Here is a 24,429-nt window from a genome sequence, read left to right as displayed (position 1 = left end):
GTTTTGTTCACTATCCTGCATAGTCCAGTCATTTACGGTAACTGGGTAGAAACTTATGGGCCATATTCCCAAGATTATATGAGGCTCGTGTTTTGATTTCATGTTTATCTTAACAACGGATGTTCATGATGTCAACGGATTTATCGAACAATCTATGAAGTCGTCGTTTTAATGTTCGGATTTAGACTATTTTTCCTTCAAATACGATTTTTTTCCCAATCGGAATGATCTGAATCGACCCATTTTCCTTCTTTTCTTGAAAAATCGGTTCCTCCATTCGACGGACAGGCGAGTAGCCTTCCGCTGCCATCTGGGACAACACTTGATCAATCGTCATGTTGTCTTCCACATAGAATTTTTTCTTCTTTGGTTTTGCGGTCATTCTTTAATTCTCCTTTTCTTCACAGCCTTCACCCAGAAGCCGCCGTGAATCGATTTGGGCTCATATGAAATGATAAACGCCTTTGAATCCAGCGTCTTAATCGTTTCATATAATTGCAGTTCATATTTTCTCGGTGTTAAAATTTGCAATGCTGTCCGGTCTCCTTCAAGACCGCCTGCTACCCAGCTGGTGACACCATATCCTTTTTCTCTCAATTGTCTTGGGAGATCGACATCCAATTCTTTTGTGATCACGTTAACAGTTGTGTAGCCAAGTGCCAGCTTCTCTTCAATTTTCATCCCGACAATGATCCCCATCCCATAACCTAGCGCATACGCAATGACATTTTGTATTTGATCTAAGTTATCTAAAACGATACTTAACCCAATGACATAAATGAGCATTTCGATCGTACCCGCAAAAGCAGCTGCGTACCGTCTGCCTTTCATCGTTAAAATTAAACGCATGGTGGAAAAAGAAACATAAACAATATTAATCACTAAAATGATTAAAACCATGGTGAACGCATTGGATAAAAGTTGTTGAAGCACGATTCGAACCCCCTGCACTAAAAAATCAAATAAAGCACCCCATATTCTACTAGAGAACATACCTTGATACAATCAAATTTACGCGATAAAAACACATATATCTTTCGACAACAAGGATGGTGTTTGTTACCAAGAGTTTACCCGTTTTTTTCTCATCTCAACATGAAAACCTCCTTTTTCAAAAAAGGAGGTTTTCAGTGTGTTTTATCCGAATCGAACAGGAACAAGTGATGGAATCAAATACTCCCCGACTATGCCCCAGAGCAGCGCAATGATAACAAGCTCAACCAATAAAAAGACCCAGCCTGCATACATCAAATCTCCACGTACGGCATCATGCTCCGACTGAATCGAGCGAAAGAGCACGACCGCAATCAACTGAAGACCGACAAACATCATCACGGATAATATGACGGTCACATATGGAATATTCAGCATGGCAAATACAAGCCAAAGGATGGATAAAACCAACACCGGCACAAGCGCAGCGCCAAACTTCATGATCACTTCTTTCAGTGATATGTTTCCTTTTAGCATGTACTTTCCGAGCAGCCAGACGGTAAGCATCATCAATGTCAACAAAATGAGTGTAAAGACCGCAATCCTCAAAAAGGCGTCACCAAAAGAATAATGAATGCCAAAGCCTAATAAACGGGTCTTTGACGCCTTTAATTGAACATAGTTGCCTAAAGCAAAAAACACGCTGAATAACACAATCGAGATCCAGGCGTACTTCATACGCAATGTTTCCGCTTGATTAATGGCCCGGCTCGGTGATTTTAACATCGCCAGTCCATATGAACCATAACGCTTAAACGCGCCTCCTACACCTTGCAGTATACGCTGTATAGCTGAGCGCTCATCATCCGCTGTTTTTGAGGTTCTTCCTCGTTTTGCAGCGCTGCGGCTGAGGCGGGATTGCCTTGTTTCTTGATCTATTGATGACTCTTCGTTTTTCTTTTCAGATGTCCCCTGATCTTGATCTTTCTCTAACATCTCATATCAACTCCTATCCAATCCTTACAGTGCTAAAAGTGCATGAACTGTTCGGATGACTCCTCTTAAAGTAGCGGAGTCTCTCTATTCAGTCAAGATTCCTTGACGTTCATACGAATAGACGGATAAAAGGCAGCAGAGGTTTTAAAATGGAGAGAAAATAAGACAAAACAAAAAAGCTGACGGCCTCCATCAGCTTTTTATCAATGTTGAAATTCATGGTCAACGATATTGACTCCGCTTTCCTTGCTGGACCCGGAGATTCTCCTGATGAGCGGGGAACCGAGTCTTTTTGGTCGTATCAACCTGTGTAATATGTCCATTATGAATGGTGATGACCACTGATCCATAGTCGATCCCTTTTAAGGCAGATAAAATATAATTCAGCTTTTGTTCATCCATCGCTCATCCCCCTATTTTTGTTTTCGCTCTTTTAAATAGAGAACCTCGTTTTCCAGCTCATGAATTGTATAATGCATGAGCGCTTCCTGTTTTTCTTCATGCCCCCATAAAAGGAGCTTTTGAATTAGCACCTGCTTTTTTCGTTCAATCACCTGTCGAAGCCAGCGTGACAAAAGACATCTCCTCCCCTTTTGAATGTCTGCAAGAAAAAAAGGCACCCTGAAACCTTCTATTAAAAAAGGAAATCAAAGCGCCTTTGGTGATCCAATCAGCGAATTATGTCTTTTTATCATAAACACATAATTCCTATAAGTCAACTATGTTTTGATTTTTTTAACAAAAAACAGCAGCTTCCATGAGCTGCTGTTTCAAATGTTCAATTAATGATTTAAGAAAGCAAAATATAGAATAAAGATGACAAACAATCCGTACATAATTGGATGTACTTCTTTCGCTTTCCCTTTAAAGATCATCGTAATCGGGTAGAAAATAAAGCCAACCGCAATCCCTGTTGCAATACTGTATGTCAGTGGCATCATAATCATCGTTAAGAAAGCTGGTACCGCAATTTCAAAACGATCCCATGCAATCTTCGCCAGCGGAGCGACCATCAGCGCACCGACAATGATCAAAGCAGGTGCTGTCACATTCGATGTAACGATGGATAAAAGTGGTGAGAAGAACATCGCAAGCAAGAAGAAAATCCCTGTGACGACAGCTGCAAAACCAGAACGCGCACCAGCAGCAACACCTGAGCTAGATTCAACATAAGATGTGGTTGTAGATGTACCTAGAACAGAACCTACAACAATAGAAGAAGAATCCGCCAAGAGTGCTCTTCCTGCACGAGGCAGCTCATTATTTTTCATTAAACCAGCCTGTGTTGCCACAGCCACAAGTGTACCAGCTGTATCAAAGAACCCAACGAATAGGAACGTTAAAATTACGACAAGCATTTGAATGGAGAAAATTTCTGGCAAGTGAATCAAGGCTTGACCAAAGGTTGGAGACAAGCTTGGAATACTTCCCACAATTTGAGATGGTACTGGCACAAGACCAAAAATCATCCCGGCAATAGCTGTCACAAGCATCCCAATGAAGACACCCGCATTCACTCGAAGTACCATTAAAATGACCGTCACAACGATACCAAATACCGTTAACAGAACCGGACCACTATGAATATTTCCAATCGAAACGAGCGTATTATCATTATTGGCGATAATGCCAGAGCCTTGAAGGCCGACAAACGTAATGAACAAACCAATACCTGCCCCAACCGCCAGCTTCAGCTCAGCCGGAATGGCATTGATGATTTTTTCACGGAAACCTGTTAAAGAAAGGGCAACGAAAATCAATCCTGAAACAAACACACCTGAAAGTGCTGCTTCCCATTTAATGCCCATGCCAAGCACAACCGAAAAGGCGAAGAACGCATTCAGACCCATACCGGGGGCAATCGCAATCGGATACCTGGCGATCAATCCCATCAGGATACACCCTGCAGCAGAAGCTAACGCCGTTGCTGTAAAGACTGCCCCCTGATCAATTCGTAATTTATCTGGAAAATCCGGCACAGACACTAATGCAAGTGTGATCGGATTAACAAACAGAATGTAAGCCATCGACAAAAATGTGGTTAAACCACCGATGATTTCTCTGCGGTAATTCGTTCCTAACTCATCAAACTGAAAAAACTGTTTCAAGCCAACTGACTCCCTTCATGTCCTTTTGCTTTAGCCTGCCCCATTCACTAGTCAAATAAAAAACGCCCCAACAATTTTGGGACGCTTGACTACATATGTGAATTCAGACTGTGACATAAAACAAGAACAATGCATGATTTATATCAAACGAGTGTGAATTGACGTAGTCAAGCCATTTACGGTAGCTTGGTAGAAACTTGCGGGCCATATCCCCGCGATTATACGACTTCTATCTATTTGATTTCTGTGTCTATTGTACCAACTTCATTTTTAAAACACAATACGAAAAACGAACATTTTTCAAAGAAATGTCCGCTTCATTCGTCTTATTACACGAATTTGGAAATTCACATCTAGTTCTTTATACACCCTTCCCCAAATCCTTCTCTTTTGCAAAAACCGCTTCGGCTACATGGAAAAACTCTTTCACTGCCGGAGAAGCTTGAGAGAGCGACGGACAGGCAAGCGCAACCTCACGATGATGAGAGACATTCAGGTGACGAATATGCACAAGCTGCTGCGTTTTTAAAAACAACTCCGGACCAATCGTGACGCCAAGTCCTTCTCCGACCATACGGGCAATCGTCGTACAATCATGAACTTCAAATAAAACAGCCGGCTTCATTTGCGCCTCCGAAAAAATATCCTCTACATGTGATTGATACATGCCAGTCGGCATAATAAATGGTTCACCTGCCAAATCTGTTATATCTACAATGGGCTGCTGCTCATATCGATGATTTGGGTGATAGGCGACGACCATCTCATCTTTCATAAGCGGCAGTAAATCAAAAGCTTCATCCGCATGGCCTTTTACAACAAATCCAACATCAATGATGCCAGAATCCAGCCACTCCAATATTTCTTCATACGTTCCCTCATAAAATTTAAATTCGATTTTCGGATGTTTTTTCTGATAGCTTACAAGCAGTTTAGGCAATAAACAAGCAGAGGCACTGGCAAATGTGCCGATACGAATCAGGCCTGTTTCAATATTTTTCGTTAACGCAATTTCTTGCTGGATTTTCTCCACTCTATTTAGCACTTCTCTAATATGCGGGAGAAGCGTTTGACCAATGTCCGTCAGCATAATGCCCTTTTTTCGGTCACGAATGAATAAAGACACACCCCACTCTGACTCTAAATTCGCCACTGCATGACTCACAGCTGACTGCGTCATATTTAATGCTTCAGCTGCTGCTGTAAAACTGCCAAGCTCCACAACTTTTGCGATAATATCAAAGCGAACAAAGCTCATGAGTATTTACTCATCTCCTTCATGAAAAACATCAATTTTACTTATGTTAGCACGGAATTTAAACTAAAGACAACGTATCAACATGAAGGAAGGGTTCAAAATGAAAAACACATCTCATCAGCTATTGATCATTCTTTTAGCTGTCGGTTCATTTGTCACAGGCACGTCAGAATTCGTTGTGTCAGGCATTCTAGATATCATTGCTGTTGATTTACACATCTCTATTCCTGCTGCCGGACAGCTCATCACCGTCTATTCTCTTTTTTATGCAGTGGGCGCTCTCTTTTTAGTCATGGCAACGTCGAAGCTGAACCGAAAAAAGGTTTTGTTATCAGCTATTTTTGTGTTTATTTTAGGCAATATGCTCGCCTTTTTCAGCCATCATTTTGTACTGCTCCTGCTCTCTCGGGTCATCATGGCCATGAGCGGCGGCTTATATATTGTCGTCGCCACGAATTATGCAGCGCAGATCGCCCCGCCAGAAAAAAGGGGAAGCGCAATGGCGACTGTCATCACTGGATTCACTGTTTCACTCGTATTTGGTGTGCCGATTGGAACATTTCTATCAGGCCATGTGGATTGGCACTATATTTTTCTCATCATTGCACTAGGTACTGCTTGTCTCTTCTTGCTTCTTTATCAATTGCTGCCACGCATAGAGGGACACTCTCATCTGCCATTGAAGCAGCAATTACACATCCTTCAAGACCGCAGAGTGATCAGCGGATTAGCCACGACGGTCTTTTGGATCTTAGGCTACACGATGGTCTTTGCTTATATCTCTCCTTTATTACGACAGACCGCCGGCTTTTCACTTGAAATGACAAGCATGGCCTTGCTCGTCTTAGGCATTTCTGCTTTTATTGGCTCACGCTTTGGCGGATTCGCCGTCGATCAATGGGGACCAAACCGAACCATCTCGATCAGCATCATGATCCAGATGTTCGCTCTCTTTGCCTTATTCTTTACGCAATTCTCTACAATTAGCGTCTTGATCACACTCGCCATTTGGGGCATCGCCACATGGACAACAACACCAGCGAAGCAATACTATCTGATCTCCCTTAAACCCCAAGCATCAGAAACCGTGCTGAGCTTTAATACAGCGATTATGAACATCGGCATGATGCTTGGATCGTCTATTGGCGGTGTGATTATACAGTATACAAATGTCACGAATTTAAGTTGGATTGGCGGGTTAGCTAGTTTTGTGGCGTTGATGTTGATTCGGTATTCGTTTAATCGTCATCGACTGGTGGAACAACAGACAAAAAGCGAACATGTATAATCATGTTCGCTCTCTTATTTATCGACTAGCTTTTGAAGTTTCTTTTTTGACTGGAATGGTTACCTTTATCGCTTTCTGTGGTGCCAACATGTTCAGTTCAGTCAAATCTAGATAAAGCCCATATTCTTTAAAAGAAAAATGGTTTAATGATAAAGTCTCTAAATTCTTATCATCAAATTCAAAGGTGGATTGCATGGAAGCTGTCTTTAAATTCGTCATCTTCGCATGGTTCCCCTTCAAGTAATATCCGCTTTCATAGTCTGCTTGTGGATCGGGCCATGATTTCATCTTTTCAACATCGCCTAATCCAATGAATTCACCGATATTCTTCATCACATCCTCATCTAATTCTTTCTGGTCTACTCCAGTAAATTGATAATCAACAATCACAGAACGGTCTTTTTGCTCTATCTTATTGATTTTGATTCCGATGCCATTGTGTTTTGTTTTGAACTGAACAGGCAGCTTTGTCTTGAGAGGAATGATGTGGCTGTATTCTCGTTCGTTTCTCACATCTGTGTAAAATGTCAATTCAGTCGCCTTTGGATTGATCGGCTGATTCAAAATTGTCAAATGATCTTTTCTAGTTTTGTCAGAAGTGAGTTGTTTTTTTCTTAAAACGGTTCCAATCTCAAGCTCATACTCATTCCCTAAATTATCCTTCATTCCATCAATACTAACTCTATCATCTTTGGCAAAACCATTGTAATCAATGGCATATTGAATAGCAGAGCCATTCACTCCATTTTCTACCTTTACATTTCTTATTTGATAACGTCCATTTAAAATAGACACGTCTTTTTGTCCCGCTAGTAAGGTGGTTTTTTGCTTGACCACAGGTAACTTGAAACGCCAATTCCCTGCAATATCCCCAATCTTCGAAATGACAAGTGGCACTTGCTGACCTTGTTTGATCGTTTGTCCATTTGTATAGACTTCCGTCTGCCCAACATAGCGGCCATCTTTTAATTTTTTCAACTCTGTTTTATCATAATTAAGTTGGAAGTTTCCATCGATTTTTTCTGCATTCACTCTGAACGATACAGAATCTTCTTTTGTATGGAGATTCTCCACCGTGAACGTATAAACAAGCCGCCCGGCATCATAGTACACACTGTTTACTTTCACAGTCACCCCTCTTGATTCAGCCCCCTCATTGACATGCTTCACCAAATCACTCTGAAAAAGAGACATTCCTACTTTATCGTGAAACATCATATAAAACTGCCCAATAATCGGTACACGAGCCATTGCTGTATTAAGAGAAGGAAAAAGGAAACCTGATGAAAAGTAAAGGACGATGAGAACGAGGACAGAGTATATTGGCGTTCTCCAGTTCCATTTGAACCAATGTCTTTTCTGTTCCGCTTTCACATCCCCAATGGCTTGGCGAATCGCAGAGGTCACTTCCACCGTTGGTACATCAATCTCATCATAAAGCTTTTTCATTTCTTTTCGTTCCATCAACACTCTCCTCCTTCTCCAATGTTTGCTTTAATAACTTTCTTGCTCGATACAAATGAGTTTTAACCGTTCCTTCAGGCACACCCATCTGCTCAGAAATCATCGAAATTGAATAATCTTGAAAATAAAACAACTGAATGACCACCTGGTATTGCTCATCTAACACTTCAAGTGCATTTTTTAAATCGAGCTTGTCTTCCAAAAAATCATGGCGCTCAACGCTTTCGTGCTGCTGTTCAAACGGAACAACATCTTGCTGTTTTTTCTTCATCGCAAAAATTGTATGAATCAAAATTCTCGTCAGCCAGCTAGAAAAATAAGCCGGTTCTTTTAATCCAGATAGATGCTTAAACGCTTTAATGACCGTTTCTTGAACAACATCTAACGAATCCTCTTTATCTCTTGTATAGAGAAAAGCCGTTTTATATAAACGCTCTTGATACATCAGCATTAATTTCTCAAATGCCGGGACATTCCCTTTTTGTGCTTTTTTAATTAGACGCACTTGCTTCATCTCATCCACACCTCCTACACCTGTTAGAGCAAGGTTTCTCACAAACGGTTTCAACAAATGGAAATTTCTTTTCCTTAGCATATGTCGGACAAAAATAGAAAAAGTGAATAACGGGCCGCAAAGAACATGTCGAACATTTGATATAATGGAAGAAATATGTACAAAAAGGAGTAAGTCGATTGTTTCTATTTGAAAAACCCACGTGTGCTAGCTGTCAGAAAAAGATAGAAGGAAACGAAGAAGTGTACGTCAAGCTGGTCTATCCAAAAAGAAAAGGAATGACAGAGGTAAAGGCTTGGCTCAGGAATGAAGGGGTTTTTTATTGTAAGACATGTTATGGAAAAGAAACATAAAAACAAGCATTTCAATTGAAATGCTTGTTTTTACTTTCTACTTTTTTATTTCCGTTTACTACGAAGTTCAATGAGTGCTAGTTTATTGTCATTGAAAAAGAACTCTAGAATGATACCGTTTGATTGATCTTGATATTGTATACCTTTGCTATAACCCTTCGACAAACCAGAGCTTCTTGAATTGATCTCCATATGTTTGTATCACAGATGAATAATCGTCTCCAATAGTGATTCCCTTAGATGTTTTGAGTTTTTTCTGTTTTGACTGATTGTAAATAGATGTAATTCGATGATATTGATCAGCTGAAACTACAAAATCTTGATTTTCTTTTTCCATATAGACCCTCTGTTTAGGATGAGAGAATTGAGTATTCTCCACAAAAGTATGATCTCTCTCAAATTTTTCACCGATCTTAAAATGACCTAGCGATTCATTTGTTAAAGATACAGAGTGAAAATTAAAAAACATAGCCACCCAAACAAATAGTGCGGTTCCTCCTAAAACAGAACCTACAATCACTAACACTTTAGAATGGATGATTCCCTTTTTAAACAAATAGATCGCTAAAGATACGATGATCATCACGATGACGATCATAATTAGAAAAATGCCCATTTCAATTATCCTCTTTTGCTTTTAATCGAATTCTGTATGTGAATTATTCCCACAATCATATTCTCATATTATACCAAAGCATTACACAAAATCGACCAGTACAGGTATAATTTAAATAAAATTGCACAAGGAGAAAAATATGACTAGACGTAAACTGATATTCCCGCAATCATTTCCAACAATACATACCGAAAGACTAATCTTAAAACAAGCGACGATCGAAGACGCTGAGGATATGCACATCTATTTATCCAATGAAACCGTGTGCCGCTACATGGGAATTGATGCTCATGAAACAATTGAAGACACAAAAGGAGAAATCAAGTGGTATGACAATATCTTCAAAGAACAAACAGGCATCCGCTGGGGCATTTCTTTAAAAGATGATCCTGCGATCATCGGCAGCTGTGGATTTCTTAACTTGGAAAAACAGCACTGCCGCACGGAAATTGGCTATGAATTGCATCACGATCATTGGAGAAAAGGCATCATGAGCGAAGCGATTGCAGCGGTGTTACGATACGGGTTTCAGGAAATGAACCTGAATCGGATTGAAGCGATTATTGATCCAGCAAACACGTCTTCTGTTCAATTATTGGAGAAGGTTAATTTTGTACGAGAGGGTTTATTGAGGGAGTATGATCTTGGTCAGAATGGGTTTGATGATGTGTTTATTTATTCGATTTTGAAGAGGGATTTCAAATAAACTGAATGATTTTTAAACAGAAGCGTTAAAGTGAATGAATTAAAATTGCACAATTACCCAGTAAGAAACCTCTAGTCAAGTTTATGACTAGAGTTTCTTTGCATGGTAACCCTTCTAATTTACTTACAATTCCAGCAATATTCAACACCCTTTCTATAATTATAGTATCAGTAATAGTAAAAATTTTTGAACAAAATGCAGATCCACACTTAAGTAATTACACTATTTCACTTACTTTTCTTTTCTAAGTACAAGATTCAAATAAAAATAGCCTATTCTTTAATCTGTTTTAGTTGGAATAATTCATATTCCAAAAAAAGAGCTTTTGTCCATTTGCAATTTCACTGATTAATTTAGATTTTTCATTTTCAAAATCTATTTTAGTGACATTATTTTTACGTTTACTTGTTTCGCTTTCAATTTTGGAGAACGTTGGACATGTGGAGTTGGAGTGAGGTTACAACAAGTAATGAATAAACTCATTGTGTTATCAGGTCATAGTTGGCAGTGGCAAAACATTTTTAATCAAAAAATCATAGATAATTATTAAGTAAACGAGTCAAGAAGAAGAACTGGCATATTTACAGTAGTACACGCATGGGAAATTTTAAATATATAAGGATATATTACCTTAAATAACATTTACATCAAAATAAATATAGGTTAATATATTCTTGCATTTCATAAAAAGGGAAGGGAGGTATATTCTGTATTAATTCTAAATACTGCATGTGAGAAGGAAGCTTGAATGAAAAAGTCAAAAGCCTTATTACTATTTGTTTCGTGCCTAGTGATTCTTGCAATTGTATTATGTTGGGGACTATCTGGCGATGTTTCTGAGGATAATAGTAAATCATACAAGACAGAGAAGGAAAAAGACCTGCTATGGGGATATAAAGTTATAGGTCATGAAAAACCTAATAATCATAAGAATTATGTCAAAATTGCTATCCTTGATAGCGGTATTAATAAGTCACATAAAGAGTTTAAAGATTTAACTTTTTATGAGTACAATGCTATTAAACCAAAAAAATCTATCGAAGATGATTATGGTCATGGTACAGCAATTGCCGGAATAATCGCTGCAACTGGTGAAGAAATAAAAGGTATTTCACAGAATCCCATTATTTATGATGTCAAGGTACTAAATAAAAATGGCAAAGGAAAAGTTGAAGATGTTGTCAAAGGGATTAAATGGTGTATTGAGCAAAAGGTAGACATAATTAATATAAGTTTCGGATTTGGAAAAGACTACGATGAATTACGAAATGTTATAAAAATTGCTTTAGATAACAATATAACAATTACAGCTGCTTCTGGAAATACATTAGGTCTAACTGTTGAATACCCTGCAAAATATGAAGGCGTCTTATCGATATCCTCACTTAACGAAAAACTAAAAATTGATCCAATTTCAGCAAAAGGAAAAATTGACTTTTCTGCGCCTGGAGTAAATATTAAAACAACTGATATACACGGAGGATATACAAAGGTAAAAGGTACATCCTTTGCAACTGCGTTTGCAACAGGTGCTATAGGCTGTTTGTATTCTAAAAAATACAAATCTAAAGAGAATGTTCATCAAACACTCAAGAAAAATACAGTTGATCTTGGAAAGCTAGGTTATGACAGAGAGTATGGCAATGGGATGATTATTTGTAACAAGGGAGAGAATTAGATTGAAAAAGGTTTTAATAAAAATTCTTGTGTTAACATTGTTTTTGTGTGGAGTTGTTCCTGAATTTGCAAGTGCAAAATCAGGCGAAATTGATTCTGATGCTTTAAGAATAGAAGAGAATGCTAGTAAAGAATATGAAGTGAATGTTGAAAAAGAATTGGGGATAGAGCTAGAACAAGATATGTTAATGGAAGTTAAGGAAAGCCTAGATGAAGTTAATGTATCTACTCAGCTTGAAGCTGAGAGTATGAATGTCCAAACTGACATGAAAATTAATCATGAGACAGGTGAAATCACAGTTGATGGTATTACAGAGTTAGAAAATGGGGAAAAAGAAACTAACAAATTCAACGTGTTAATTGAAGAGATTGAAGGAAATGATTTTACAGCAACCTTTGTGGATGATGAAACAGGAAAAGAGTATAAAGTTAGCACCATAGAAGCTCAGTCATCAATTGTTCCAGCAATAATAGTTGGAATTGTTTCTAGGTTTGGTATTCAATATGCTATTAAAAAATACGGAAAGAAGCTAATAATAAAAACTTTTAAAAAACAGGTAATTAAACAAGGTATAAAAAAAGTTTCTAAGTTTTCTGTTAGCAACAAACATCTTAGTAATGCAAAAGGTAGATACAGAAAATTTGATACCAAAAGCAAGAGCACAGTAAATAAATGGATAAAAGAAGCTTTACAATCTAAAAATGTTTCGTTTACTATAAACAATAATAAAAAACTATCCTTTGTCATCACTGCAAATCTGAAAAAGAAAATCGGAACAAAAGGTGAGACAAAAATAAAAATAGTTATAGGTTGGGATGGTAAAATATGGACAGCTTATCCAATCAAGTAGAATTTGATTATATGTTCACATCTGATGAGAAAGATATTCCAAAGAACATGAAGAAAGATCCATCAACAGCTCTAAGAGTAGAGGGAGAGTTTAAAATAGTTATAAATGGCGAAGTATATTTTGAAGAAAATATCGCCTTATTAGAATTTTATGCATCTTTGCACGACTGGATTAAAAAGATAAAGAAAAAAAACAAAGTTACAGAGTATAGATATTACACAATGGAGTATGAGGAAGACGACCCCATTATTTCAGTAATACCATTTGATAATAAGGCTCGACTCACCACTATTTGGGAAACTCAACAGTTATATAATGTATTCGATCTTAATTATATAATTGAACAAATGAAGGTATTACATGAAAACCTTGGACGTGACATTGAACAACATTATAAAATTTCACTAAAAAACTTTATTGGAAATATCCCATTAAGAAAATATTGAATAGAGAAAGGAACTCCTGGTTAGGGGTTCTTTTCAATGTTTTAGTAGGATGTTTTTAGAGGAGGTGTATTTTTGATTTTATATTTCTTAGCTGGTTTTATAGGAATCATAATAGCCACAATTATGCTAGGTATTGAAATTGAAGGATATACATTTTTGACAAGTTTTATTTTAAAGATGTTTGGGATGTCTATATTTGTAGAATCGATATGGCTAATAAATCAAAACAGAGAAGATTGCCCAAAAATAGCAATAAAAATGAAGAATGAAAGCTCATTGTAAAATTCGTCGTTACAAATATCTTTTATACCTATATCTCGAATTGCAAGCGGTCTTCCATCATTAATTACAAAAACCTTTATTTGATTTATTTTAGATAACTCATTAAAAGCATCATCTCTTGAACTGAAATTATGATAAAAATATCTCTTCCTTATTACTATTATCTATAAAAAAAGATTGTTCTATTAATCTTACATGGTAAATATCCCAAACTGTATTTAAAATGGGCTCAACAGTTTTTTTAGAGTACCCTCCAAATATTCTTATCAACACCACTTATATCGGACATTGAGCGTTCCATTAATGCAGTAGTAATATTATAATTGAATTGATTATTTTTAAAAAAATTTAGATAATCGAGAAATTCATTCTTCTGAATATTTTGTCTATAATCATTTAATAACCTGTTTAAATACGTCAAAATATTCAAATCAAAATGTACAACTTTACCAACTTTTATTTTCGGTAATCCCCTCCAATATAATTACTATCAAGAATCCACATTTTTGTATAGTCAGGAGAAATATTTTATAACCGTTAATTTCCCTATTTTTAAAACTTTCATTAATATTTGAATATTTTTATATGATCTGATTTATTAAAAAATTTTTCGAATATGATATTCTTTTCAATTGTATTATCTGCTTTAATTATGAGATCAATAATAATTTTAAGTTGTTCATTCATTGTATCCCCTTCACATCTGATTTTCCTTCAATATCCCTCAACCTACATTTATCTAATTAAATATTTTTTGCAGTTCTGCTGAAACTGTAATTAATCAAAGTGATAGCACCGATACCAATTGTTTAGTCGTATATTCTGGCGTCATCCATGGCACCTTTGTTGTGGATGTCTGGGAGAACCTCAAAATATTGTCAGATGTCTCACTCAAAGCCTAAGATGGAAATTTCTTCGAGTAGAATTAAATATTATTCCCGGATGATTTCTAGATTTTCTTCAGAAACTCCACCCAGTACACGGATACCCAGTCCTGAACCTAGGACTATAAGGTCCATTCTAAAATTGCAACATAGCACAAAAAGTCAAGTTTCCTAAAAAGCATTTCCGCTATACTAAACTCGTAAGGCAAGGAGGTGCTCGGTTGTCCTATCAAGAACATGAGAAAACGATTCAAGAAACATTAAATTATATTGAACAACATCTGAAAGATGATTTACCGCTTCAAACTCTAGCGAAACACGCTGGTTATTCTAGGTTTCACTTTCACCGTATGTTCAAAAAAGTGATTAAGAAGTCAGTTGTTGACTATATACGGGAACGTCGAATGACCCAAGCGGCGAAGGATTTAATTCATACGGACCAACGGGCGATTGACATCGCATTGCAGTATCGTTTTGGTTCACAGGAATCCTTCACTAGAGCCTTTAAGAAAATATATGACATGTCACCCGCACGTTATCGGAGATTATTAAGGAATGTGATTAATGAGGAGGAAACAATTATGGCTGATCATCAGAACACACCTACTGGCTGGATTATGACGGGGGACACCCCATCTGACTATGAAACAGGTTTGGATAACAGAATTGTTCACAGTGGTACTAACTCCGCTTATTTAAAATCAAAAGATGAAAAAGCTCGAGGTTTCGCGACATTGATGCAGCAAATTAAGTCTGATCGTTACCGTGGAGAACGCCTTCAATTTTCTGCTTTTGTCAAAAGCGAAGATGTGAAAGGTTCAGCTGGTTTATGGATGAGGATTGACCATTCTTCAGGTGAAGTTCTTGCGTTTGACAACATGATGAACCGCCCCATTACAGGAACAAACGGCTGGAATCATTTTAGTATAGTATTGGATGTTCCAGTCAAAAGTGAAGTCATTGCGTTTGGCATATTACTACATGGTCAAGGTCACATTTGGATGGACGAACTTAGTTTTAAAATTGTAGATGAAAGTGTCCCCGTGACAGAACAAAATACTGTGGATCATTTAGAGGATGAACCAGTGAATTTAAATTTTGAAGGCTAGCAGATCGAATTTAAGAGGAGGTTCATTGTCATGAAAAAAATTGGTGCGATTTTATTGTTCGCTATGAATTCACTCACCTTTATTTGTGGCCTCGGAATTTTATTTGGTGAAGAGGATTAAAGATAAGCACCCATAGAACAAAAAAAATCAATTAAAAAAGATATCCCTATCACTATCTCTTTTTTATAGACTTGGTATAATAGAAAAAATCAGAAAAATGAGAATGCGATGATAAGGAATAGTACTTGCCGAAATGTTTTCAGAAAGTTGCTGGTTGATGAGAAGCAATAACAAAAAAGCAGGGAACTCACCTTAGAGTAGCCTTAGTGAAATGAAAAGTATTGATGTAGTTAAGGTCGGCACCCCACCGTTATATGGGAAGGATACAGATCAAACAATCTGTATCCGAATAAGGGCATGATAATGTTTGTTTATCATGAAACAGGGGTGGTACCGCGTAAGAAGAAGTCTTTCGTCTCCAAGGTAAATATTGGGGATGAAAGGCTTTTTTTATATTCTATTTTCTAGGAGGAATCGATGATGTTTAACCACAAAAAATACGAAAAGAAATACTTTTTGCCACCGAAGCTTACTTATGATTGGGTGAAGAAAGAAACATTAGAAAGTGCTCCGATATGGTGCAGTGTGGACTTACGGGATGGTAATCAAGCATTACCTATTCCTATGAACTTAGAAGAAAAATTAGAAATGTTTCAGTTACTAGTAGAGATAGGTTTTAAAGAAATTGAAATCGCATTTCCAGCTGCTTCTGATACGGAGTTTAGGCTGTTACGGACACTGATTGATCATCATATGATTCCAGACGATGTCACGATTATGGTGATCACACAAGCGAGAGAGCATATTATCCGCCGAACCTTCGAAGCCATTAAGGGAGTACCGAAAGCGATTGTTCATTTATATAATTCGACTTCAGAAGCGCAGCGCAGACAAGTATTTAAGAAAACAAAAGATGAAATTAAACAAATTGCCATTGATGGAGCTATTTTAGTAAAAGAACTTGCCGAAAAAACAAATAGTGATATTTATTTTCAATATAGTCCTGAAAGCTTTCCAGGAACAGAAGTTGATTATGCGTTAGATATTTGTAATAGTGTTTTAGATATTTGGAAACCGACACGAGCTCATAAAGCCATCATCAATATTCCGACAACAGTAGAATATTCAATGCCTCATATCTTTGCAAGTCAGATTGAGTATATACACAAAAATCTGTCTTACCGAGACAGTGTGACATTATCTGTTCATCCTCATAATGACCGCGGCTCTGGGGTGAGTGATGCAGAATTTGGTGTTCTGGCTGGCGCAGAAAGAGTCGAAGGTACATTATTTGGTATCGGTGAACGTACAGGGAACGTTGACTTGATTACCTTGGCGATGAATATGTATTCACAAGGTTATGATCCAAAATTGAATTTCAATAACCTAGAAGCGATTCGTAAAAAATATGAAAAACTAACAAAAATCACTGTTCCTGAGAGGCAGCCCTATTCTGGGGAAATGGTTTTCACCGCATTCTCTGGGTCACATCAAGATGCGATATCTAAAGGTATGAAATATAGAAAAGAAAATAAAGTTGATAAATGGGACGTTCCGTATATCCCAGTAGATCCCGTTGACTTGGGGAGGAATTATCAAACGGATGTGATTCGAATCAACAGCCAGTCTGGAAAAGGCGGCATAGGCTATATACTAGAAACAAATTATGGCATTCAACTTCCTTATCAAATGAATGAAGCCATGGGATATGAAGCGAAGAAAGTATCTGATCAGACAAATAGGGAATTGTCTGTCGAAGAAATATATCATGTTTTTAAAGAACAGTATGTTGATTTTCACCCTCATTTCCAGCTGCTTGATTATCAATTTCATAAAGGAGAGAAGCAGGAAGTTACCTTAACTTTGCTGAGAGATGATCAACAAATTGAAATACAAGGAATTGGCACTGGAAGTTTAGATGCCATCAGTAATGCATTAAAAGCATATTTTCATCTCGAGTATGTTTTGGAAGTCTATGAACAGAATTCTTTGGGCAAGGATTCCCAAGCAAAAGCCTGTGCACAGATTGGAATTTCATATCAAGGAAACATGCATTGGGGTGCTGGAATTGATAAAGATATTATAGAAGCAACAGTGAAGGCCCTGGTGGTTGCAGTAAATAAACTAGAGGTTTGGATGTAGATGGAAAAAGGTAAACTTGAAAAACATGAAGTGATGCAATATTTAAGAGAATATAACGAGCAAGAAATCTTTTATCAACAATACCAACAGAAAAAGCATGACAATCAATCATTGCAATTATTTTTGAAGGATTATGATAAACACAATTTAATGCATAAGCAAATATATATAGAAGAATTTTTGCAAAAAGGGCAGAACGAATTTGAAAAGGAAGATACTATGTGGTTAGGTCAGGAGAAAGATATCGAAGTGAGAAAGTATAGCCGTTTTATGCCTCAATTGTCGGCTATCCATGATTTCTTTGAAATGATCTATGTTCTGGAAAATGAGATGTATGTAGAAGTGGAAGATAAAAAAATGACTTTAAAATCAGGAGATATTGCCTTTATTCCACCTGACACCATACACAAGCCAATTGTAATGGAGAATACAATCGCCATGCAAATCATGATCCGTAAGAGTACTTTTCAAAAAGTGTTTTTTAAAATGTTAAAAGGAAATAATGTCATTTCAGAGTTCTTTTTGAATGCATTGTATATAAAAGAAAATAAAAATATTCTTATTTTCCATAGTCACTTGGATAAACATTTGCTAGACTGCTCTCTTCAACTATTTACAGAAAATTATAATCGGTTTCCTAGTTACCAGTTGATTATGAATAATTTGTTTGAGATATTATTATGTCTCTTATTAAGATTCAAACCAAGTCATATGAACGTCAATCAGGTCAAACAATATCGTGATATACGTATTATTGAAATGCTCCAATATATTCAGCAATGTTGTGAGCATTTAACAATCCAGAAGATGGCAGAGGAATTTAACCTTTCACAGTCTTACCTGTCAAAATATATAGCTCGTAAGCTTGGCAAATCATTTCGTGAGATTCGACAAGAAATAAGATTGGAAAAAGCCTGCGAAATGCTCACTGGCAGCCATTCACAAGTAGATCATATTGCGGCAGCCGTAGGTTATCAAAATGTAGAGCATTTCATTCGTTTATTTAAGAGAAAGTATCACTTAACACCACATCAATATCGTTTAAATAATAAAGTCGAGCAAACTTCAAATCAATACTAATAAAAAGGAGACATCATCATGTCGATCGAGAAAGTAAAAGATTATTTTAAACAATATGATATGGATACTCGAATTCATGAATTTTCAGTATCTAGTGCAACTGTAGACTTGGCTGCTTCTGCATTGGGCTGCGAACCTGAAAGAATTGCAAAAACACTCTCCTTTCTAGTAAATGGACAAGCTATTTTAATTGTGACCTCTGGCGATGCAAAAGTTGATAACAAAAAATTCAAGGAATATTTTAAAACAAAAGCTAAAATGCTTTCTCCTCATGAGGTCGTTGACTTGGTCGGTCATGAAATTGGCGGAGTATGTCCTTTTGCTATAAAGAATGGCGTTTCTGTTTATTTAGATATTTCACTCAAACGTTTTGAAACAGTCTATCCAGCCTGCGGAAGCAGTAACAGTGCTATTGAACTCACAATAAAACAATTAGAAAAACACTCCGGTTATTCACAATGGATTGATGTGTGTAAGGGATGGAATGATTCATTAACACATTAAAATGGAAGGGAAAAGTGCAGTTAAAAATAAAAAAGAGCTAGAAACCCTTGATACAAAAAGGTTTTTAGCTCTTTTACAATTATTCCCATTCTATCGTAGCAGGCGGCTTACTCGTAATATCATACACCACGCGGTTAATATGCTTCACTTCATTGACAATACGAGTTGAGATCTTTTCAAGCACGTCCCAAGGGATTCTTGCCCAGTCACTCGTCATACCATCAATAGATGTAACAGCACGGATGCCGATTGTGTAGTCGTATGTTCTTGCGTCACCCATGACACCTACGCTGCGGATGTCTGGGAGAACCGTGAAGTATTGCCAGATGTCGCGCTCAAGGCCGAAGTTGGCAATTTCTTCGCGTAGAATCGCATCCGATTCACGGACGATTTCTAGTTTTTCTTCAGAAATTTCACCTAGTACACGGATACCTAGTCCTGGACCTGGGAATGGCTGTCTCCAGACGATGTCATCAGGAATGCCAAGCTCTGAACCTAAGGCACGGACTTCATCCTTGAATAGCGTATTGAGTGGCTCAATCAATTCGAACTGCATGTCTTCTGGAAGACCGCCTACGTTGTGGTGAGATTTGATTGTTTGTGCCGTTGCTGTTCCGCTCTCAATGATGTCTGTGTAAAGTGTTCCTTGCGCTAAGTAGTCGATTCCTTTTAGCTTGTCCGCTTCGTCATCGAATACATAGATAAATTCGTTACCGATGATTTTACGTTTTTGCTCAGGATCAGACACACCTTTTAGCTTGTTTAAGAAACGATCTTTTGCATCTACTTTAATCACGTTCATGTTGAAACCTTCGCTAAATGTTTTCATAACCCCTTCTGCTTCGCCTTTGCGAAGAAGACCGTGGTCAACGAAAATACATGTCAGCTGATCGCCGATGGCTTTGTGGATCAATACCGCCACAACAGATGAATCCACACCGCCGCTTAGTGCGCACAATACTTGCTTGTCGCCTACTGTTTCACGGATTTTCTGCATTTCGATTTCAATGAAGTTCTCCATTGACCATTTGCCATCGCAATCACACACGCCGAAGACAAAGTTTTTCAATAGGTCATTTCCGTACTCAGAGTGACGAACCTCTGGGTGGAATTGAACGCCATAGAAATTCTTCTCAGCTAAGCTCATGGCTGAGTTTGGACAATGTGCACTTGTTGCATCGACTGTAAAGCCTTCTGGTACTTCAACAACGAGGTCACCATGGCTCATCCAAACGACTTGATCAGTTGGAAGGTCTTTGAATAAAGCAGGTGTTCCGTTAATATGGATATCTGCTTTTCCATATTCACGCTGGCTGGCCGCTTCTACTTTCCCGCCTAAATAGTGAGTCATGAGCTGCATGCCGTAGCAAATACCTAGAACCGGAATGTCCAGATCAAAAATCTTTTCATCACAGCGGAAAGATCCTTCATCATAAACACTGTTTGGTCCACCAGAAAGGATGATTCCTTTAGGTGCCATTTCTTTAATTTCTTCAGCAGTTAAAGTGTGCGGATGAAGCTCACTGTACACACCAAATTCACGAATACGGCGTGTGATCAGCTGATTGTACTGACTGCCGAAATCGAGAACCAAAATCATTTCATTTACTAAATTTGTCATGGTGTCACCTCTATGTCCAATATAGTTTTTTTATAAACGCACAGAAAAAATGAGAGGAGAAAACCTGCTCTCAGAGTGAATCACGCTTTTGAAGCGCCCAGACTCACATCCGAACGCTTCAATTTCATGTATTTTAGAAGGTTTTAATATTCACCTATTCTAACAACAGGAAGGTACGCGGTCAAGACTATCTCCTGTTTATTAAATTTTCCCATAACTTTGCCGATTGCTGCCAAAGCGCCGAGGCATCCTCTCGCCGGTAGAGCGCACGTTCATAAAACTGCGTCAGCTCTGACATATGATGATCTCCATTCTTCTCATCAATCAACGAAGCGAATTCTCTTAGCGTCATACCTGGCTTTTTCTCGATTCCTCTGCGCCCTAGCTGCTTTAATAGAGCTGCATACGCATAGAAGAATGCTTCATCCTCTGGCAGACGTTTCACCTTTCTTACAATAAAGAATGGCAGCCATCTTGTTCTAAATCGATAAAGCATCCAGCTGATGAATCCAAGCAGGACAATAGCTCCTGCCGCATAACCTATAACCCAACCAGCATGCACCATATTTGGCTTTGCCTGCGCTGTTTGTTCCTTTGGTTGTGCCGGCTGCTCTGTCTCCTGCTGAGGCTGGTCTTGCTGCTTTTCTTCACTTGCATCAGAACTAGACTGATCTTCTTTTTCTTTTGGATCATCCGTTTGATCGCTTGAAACAGCTTCATTCGTAAATGTCTCTGGGTTTGTAAATCCTTTTGTCGGTTCAAAGGTGACCCATCCTCTGTTTGGAAAATAAACCTCTACCCATGAATGCGCATTGTTATTGGTCACTTCATACACATTGTTTCCATCCATTTGTGTTTCATATAACTGGCCAGACGTATACCCTTTCACCCATCTCGCCGGAATTCCGATCGAACGAAGCATCACAATCATAGAGGTTGAAAAATTATCACAATAGCCGATCATCGTATCAAATAAAAATTGATCCACATAATCTTCATTACGACCAGGCACAGCGACATTCTGCGTTTCATATGAAAACTTCGCAGATCCTAAATAATCCTCGATGGCTTTGGCTTTATCATACATATTGTCCTTCGTTTCCGTTAAGCTGTTTGCCAAAGTTTTCACACGCTCTGGAAGTGACGATGGAAGCTGCAAGTATTCACGGCCAACCTGCTGATTCACCTGCTTCTTTGTCGGTACTTTGATTTTCTGTAAATCCTCCAGAATAAATGTAGGAGATAAAAAGCTGACTTGATAGTTTCCTAAATTTTTGGGTGGGTTTTGCATAGACGGGACAATTTTCTCCGTTTTGCCCATGATTTGCAGCGGAATGTTTTCCATTGGCGTCAATGAAATCATCCCAATTGGATAGACGGCATGATTAAATCGATAGTCCGATTCTATATCGACTCTTGTTTCATGTACCTCTGTTTTCACACGATTGGTAAACCATCTATTCGTAACCTCGGCGCCTTTTAGCCGAGTAGGCTTCGTATCATTTGAAGCATCCTCCCATCCCTTCCCTGTGTAAATACTTTTTGTTTCTACACGAAAATAAGTCGGCTCCTTTCCGCTCCACTTAAAGACTGGTGTACGGTCCTCACTAAACGGGCCGCCAAGCGCCGAATCATCTGCACTATATCCCACTTTATTCTGCCCAGCTGCCCCATCTTGATTCGTGACCGCCTTAAAAAACGGGACAGGATCGGGCCATTTCGGATCTGACTTCGGCAAAGAAGCACCCAGTGCCGCTGATAGAAGGACAAGCGCCAGCATAGGCAAAAACCACTTTAGACGCGCTTTCTGTGACACCCGAACGCCCTCAGCCGAACGCAGTCGATCGAAATACAGCAATCCAAGCAAACAAAAGCCAAATACCATAATACGAACGATCGCAAAAGTCGCATCATATGGCGTAAACGTATCAAGAATCGTGACATACACAATCGTCATCAGTAAAAAGAAAAAGATACGCTGCTGATAGACCACCCAATAATGAAGCAAGTAGACAAGCAGCCACAGCAAAATATAAAACAACAATGTGCGGAAAGACGGATACATGTCACTCCACATGCCCATGCTCATTAACGTGATATTATCCTTGATATCAGCAAACAAAGCTGCCGGATAGCCTGGCGCTGATTGATAAAAGATCAAATATAAGGCGAGCAAAATCAGTCCAGCACAAATAGGAAACGTCACATACCACTTCAGACGAAAGAACGTAAACAAACACGTAAGCCCGATAAAAATGATGAAATAAGACGTATGGCTCGTCTCTGTAAAATCTTGAAGTGGACGCAGCCACTCCCATAGCAGCAGAAAAGCTACAGCATAATAGATGAACAATTCAAAACGGCTTTGCCGCAGATGCGAATGCAGCATAAATGTTTGTCACCTCACAGTTCTTTCGTGCAGCCGGTCTTCAAATAAAAGGGTGATGCGTATTCCAGAGGCCTTGAGCCGGTCTGCAAGCTGTTTTTCTTTTGTCGTGAAATGGTCAACGGCTTTCTTCACTAAAAGCACGGTGATGTTCTTTCTGTTTCGATTTCCAAAGAGACTTGCCGCAAGCTCCTCCTGCAGCTGACCTGTGACGACATATTTTCCTGAATGCTGGTACTCACTCGCTGCTAACGGTTTATATTCTAGTGCGCGGGAAGGCTGATGCTGCACCCTTGTTAAATAATAAAGCATGTCCTGTAAATGAAGTTCTCCTTGATCGACTCGAAAGGCATGCTGATCTCCTAGAGGGACAAGACCTGACGGCACGCCTTTTTTCACAGCCGTTTGAAGAACAGATGCCGCAATAGAGACGACTGTTTCAAAAACAGCTTGATCAGTAAAATCAGCAAACACGACAAGGTCCTTTGCTTGATTCTGTTCAAATTCCTTCGTCATCAGCTGGCCTCTCCTGGCCGTCGTCTTCCAGTCCACCCAAGCAAAACGGTCTCCTTGCTGATATTCCCGTACGCCTGTTGTCACATGGGCCGGTTCATTAAACCACGAGTGAACCGCTTTGCCTCCATTTTCACTCACTGACTCAGCAGGCTCTACAGGGATATCCAGCACTTTTGGGTAGACAAGCAGCTTTTTCTCTAACGGAATGATGATTTCTTTTTCAACAAACCCAAACATATCACCCGTTTTAATTCTAACCGCTGTCAAATGATGCTCTCCTCGCATGACATCATTCAATTGATAGGAAAATCGCCAAGTTTTCCGAAACCAAGGAAAAAGCATTTGCTTCATTTCAATCTGTTCCTGTAAGTGAAAGGTCTCTGGCGGAGCATCCTCTATCATGACGTAAACGTACGGAAATGGATGGGTCCGCTTGATTTCAAGGTCAACGGACAGCACATCCCCCGCCTTTAAGCTTGTTTGCTGTATTGTCCTCTTGGCTGTCGCGCGAAGCGGAATAAGTGCAAACAGCAATGCATACAAAGCATATGGTAAAAATGCATAAAAAAGGAACCAACTCACAAACCCTCCCTGAAACATGGCATAACAAAAGGCTGCCGCAGTGAGAATGATGA

The 24,429-nt window shown here is 38.5% G+C and carries 24 protein-coding genes, 1 pseudogene, 2 riboswitches and 1 other annotated feature; of the genes and pseudogenes, 11 read left to right on the top strand and 14 right to left on the bottom strand.

The window, feature by feature from the left end; translation table 11 throughout:
- Positions 1–102, bottom strand: a riboswitch (purine riboswitch).
- Positions 103–181: 79 nt separating this feature from the next.
- The 7 genes from NSS76_RS03330 to NSS76_RS03300 all read right to left on the bottom strand — a co-directional run bounded on the left by NSS76_RS03330 (position 182) and on the right by NSS76_RS03300 (position 5,295).
- A complete protein-coding gene (locus NSS76_RS03330) occupies positions 182–382 on the bottom strand; it encodes an NETI motif-containing protein (protein ID WP_012009137.1) in 201 nt (66 codons plus the stop codon).
- Entirely contained in the window at positions 379–933 is a 555-nt protein-coding gene (locus NSS76_RS03325; protein ID WP_024424505.1) for a DUF2179 domain-containing protein, read from the bottom strand. The genes NSS76_RS03330 and NSS76_RS03325 overlap by 4 nt, the downstream gene beginning before the upstream one ends.
- 204 nt (positions 934–1,137) lie before the next feature.
- On the bottom strand, positions 1,138–1,929 hold the full coding sequence (locus tag NSS76_RS03320) for a hypothetical protein (protein ID WP_172881459.1): 792 nt from the start codon (positions 1,927–1,929) through the stop codon (positions 1,138–1,140).
- Positions 1,930–2,151: 222 nt separating this feature from the next.
- The gene (locus NSS76_RS03315) at positions 2,152–2,331 is read right to left on the bottom strand and encodes a YezD family protein (RefSeq protein WP_024424503.1); all 180 of its coding nucleotides are present in this window, start codon (positions 2,329–2,331) and stop codon (positions 2,152–2,154) included.
- Between the two features lie 11 nt (positions 2,332–2,342).
- On the bottom strand, positions 2,343–2,504 hold the full coding sequence (locus tag NSS76_RS03310; protein WP_166644707.1) for a hypothetical protein: 162 nt from the start codon (positions 2,502–2,504) through the stop codon (positions 2,343–2,345).
- Positions 2,505–2,711: 207 nt separating this feature from the next.
- Positions 2,712–4,037 carry an NCS2 family permease gene (locus NSS76_RS03305; protein WP_034282847.1) on the bottom strand — a complete coding sequence of 442 codons (1,326 nt, stop codon included), beginning with the start codon at positions 4,035–4,037 and terminating at the stop codon, positions 2,712–2,714.
- Between the two features lie 144 nt (positions 4,038–4,181).
- A riboswitch (purine riboswitch) is annotated at positions 4,182–4,283 on the bottom strand.
- Positions 4,284–4,398: 115 nt separating this feature from the next.
- Positions 4,399–5,295, bottom strand: coding sequence for a LysR family transcriptional regulator (locus NSS76_RS03300; RefSeq protein ID WP_151863242.1), 897 nt, complete (start codon positions 5,293–5,295; stop codon positions 4,399–4,401).
- Positions 5,296–5,395: 100 nt separating this feature from the next.
- Between NSS76_RS03300 and NSS76_RS03295 the strand changes: the two genes are divergently transcribed.
- Complete coding sequence (locus NSS76_RS03295) at positions 5,396–6,583, top strand: MFS transporter (protein ID WP_341080734.1); 1,188 nt, start codon at positions 5,396–5,398, stop codon at positions 6,581–6,583.
- An 18-nt stretch (positions 6,584–6,601) separates the two neighbouring features.
- Here NSS76_RS03295 and NSS76_RS03290 read toward each other — a convergent pair whose 3' ends face one another.
- Positions 6,602–8,047 (bottom strand): DUF4179 domain-containing protein, encoded by a 1,446-nt coding sequence (locus tag NSS76_RS03290; protein ID WP_024424500.1) that lies wholly within the window; start codon positions 8,045–8,047, stop codon positions 6,602–6,604.
- Complete coding sequence (locus NSS76_RS03285; RefSeq protein ID WP_024424499.1) at positions 8,016–8,561, bottom strand: sigma-70 family RNA polymerase sigma factor; 546 nt, start codon at positions 8,559–8,561, stop codon at positions 8,016–8,018. Before NSS76_RS03285 ends, NSS76_RS03290 begins: the two co-directional genes overlap by 32 nt.
- Before the next feature lie 179 nt (positions 8,562–8,740).
- Here NSS76_RS03285 and NSS76_RS03280 point away from each other — a divergent pair, with 179 nt between their 5' ends.
- Positions 8,741–8,914: a hypothetical protein gene (locus NSS76_RS03280; protein ID WP_024424498.1), complete on the top strand. Its 174-nt coding sequence runs from the start codon at positions 8,741–8,743 to the stop codon at positions 8,912–8,914.
- Between the two features lie 148 nt (positions 8,915–9,062).
- Here the strand turns inward: NSS76_RS03280 and NSS76_RS03275 are convergent, their stop codons facing one another.
- Positions 9,063–9,530 (bottom strand): hypothetical protein, encoded by a 468-nt coding sequence (locus NSS76_RS03275; protein ID WP_335343421.1) that lies wholly within the window; start codon positions 9,528–9,530, stop codon positions 9,063–9,065.
- 139 nt (positions 9,531–9,669) lie between these two features.
- On the opposite strand from NSS76_RS03275, the gene NSS76_RS03270 reads away from it, so the two are divergent.
- From NSS76_RS03270 to NSS76_RS03250, 5 genes are all read left to right on the top strand, one after another.
- Positions 9,670–10,236 carry a GNAT family N-acetyltransferase gene (locus NSS76_RS03270; protein WP_185854148.1) on the top strand — a complete coding sequence of 189 codons (567 nt, stop codon included), beginning with the start codon at positions 9,670–9,672 and terminating at the stop codon, positions 10,234–10,236.
- 748 nt (positions 10,237–10,984) lie between these two features.
- Positions 10,985–11,914: a S8 family peptidase gene (locus tag NSS76_RS03265; protein ID WP_024424495.1), complete on the top strand. Its 930-nt coding sequence runs from the start codon at positions 10,985–10,987 to the stop codon at positions 11,912–11,914.
- Position 11,915: 1 nt separating this feature from the next.
- On the top strand, positions 11,916–12,764 hold the full coding sequence (locus tag NSS76_RS03260) for an SAR2788 family putative toxin (protein ID WP_073204090.1): 849 nt from the start codon (positions 11,916–11,918) through the stop codon (positions 12,762–12,764).
- Entirely contained in the window at positions 12,740–13,210 is a 471-nt protein-coding gene (locus NSS76_RS03255; protein ID WP_024424493.1) for a DUF7878 domain-containing protein, read from the top strand. Before NSS76_RS03260 ends, NSS76_RS03255 begins: the two co-directional genes overlap by 25 nt.
- A 72-nt stretch (positions 13,211–13,282) precedes the next feature.
- The gene (locus NSS76_RS03250) at positions 13,283–13,492 is read left to right on the top strand and encodes a hypothetical protein (protein ID WP_341080721.1); all 210 of its coding nucleotides are present in this window, start codon (positions 13,283–13,285) and stop codon (positions 13,490–13,492) included.
- Between the two features lie 812 nt (positions 13,493–14,304).
- Here the strand turns inward: NSS76_RS03250 and NSS76_RS03245 are convergent.
- A pseudogene (locus NSS76_RS03245) lies at positions 14,305–14,493 on the bottom strand (glutamine-hydrolyzing GMP synthase); the annotation flags it as partial.
- A gap of 104 nt (positions 14,494–14,597) precedes the next feature.
- Between NSS76_RS03245 and NSS76_RS03240 the strand changes: the two are divergent.
- The 4 genes from NSS76_RS03240 to NSS76_RS03225 all read left to right on the top strand — a co-directional run bounded on the left by NSS76_RS03240 (position 14,598) and on the right by NSS76_RS03225 (position 19,271).
- Positions 14,598–15,485 (top strand): helix-turn-helix domain-containing protein, encoded by an 888-nt coding sequence (locus NSS76_RS03240; RefSeq protein WP_163115526.1) that lies wholly within the window; start codon positions 14,598–14,600, stop codon positions 15,483–15,485.
- A 219-nt stretch (positions 15,486–15,704) separates the two neighbouring features.
- Positions 15,705–15,968, top strand: a binding site (T-box leader).
- A gap of 57 nt (positions 15,969–16,025) precedes the next feature.
- Entirely contained in the window at positions 16,026–17,687 is a 1,662-nt protein-coding gene (locus tag NSS76_RS03235; protein WP_341080716.1) for a 2-isopropylmalate synthase, read from the top strand.
- Entirely contained in the window at positions 17,688–18,767 is a 1,080-nt protein-coding gene (locus NSS76_RS03230; protein ID WP_341080713.1) for an AraC family transcriptional regulator, read from the top strand.
- A gap of 18 nt (positions 18,768–18,785) precedes the next feature.
- Positions 18,786–19,271 carry a YbaK/EbsC family protein gene (locus NSS76_RS03225; RefSeq protein ID WP_257802951.1) on the top strand — a complete coding sequence of 162 codons (486 nt, stop codon included), beginning with the start codon at positions 18,786–18,788 and terminating at the stop codon, positions 19,269–19,271.
- 79 nt (positions 19,272–19,350) lie between these two features.
- Here NSS76_RS03225 and guaA read toward each other — a convergent pair whose 3' ends face one another.
- The 3 genes from guaA to NSS76_RS03210 form a co-directional block, all read right to left on the bottom strand.
- The gene (gene guaA / locus NSS76_RS03220; protein ID WP_024424487.1) at positions 19,351–20,892 is read right to left on the bottom strand and encodes a glutamine-hydrolyzing GMP synthase; all 1,542 of its coding nucleotides are present in this window, start codon (positions 20,890–20,892) and stop codon (positions 19,351–19,353) included.
- Positions 20,893–21,079: 187 nt separating this feature from the next.
- Positions 21,080–23,281: a DUF4129 domain-containing transglutaminase family protein gene (locus NSS76_RS03215; RefSeq protein ID WP_341080710.1), complete on the bottom strand. Its 2,202-nt coding sequence runs from the start codon at positions 23,279–23,281 to the stop codon at positions 21,080–21,082.
- 9 nt (positions 23,282–23,290) lie between these two features.
- On the bottom strand, positions 23,291–24,376 hold the full coding sequence (locus NSS76_RS03210) for a DUF58 domain-containing protein (protein WP_341080705.1): 1,086 nt from the start codon (positions 24,374–24,376) through the stop codon (positions 23,291–23,293).
- Positions 24,377–24,429: the final 53 nt, after the last annotated feature.

The organism is Bacillus sp. FSL R5-0654 (assembly GCF_038008745.1).
In the GTDB taxonomy this organism is placed as follows: domain Bacteria; phylum Bacillota; class Bacilli; order Bacillales; family Bacillaceae; genus Bacillus; species Bacillus safensis.
Note: the sequence above shows the minus strand (reverse complement) of the source record. Positions and strands in the feature narration are given on the sequence as shown.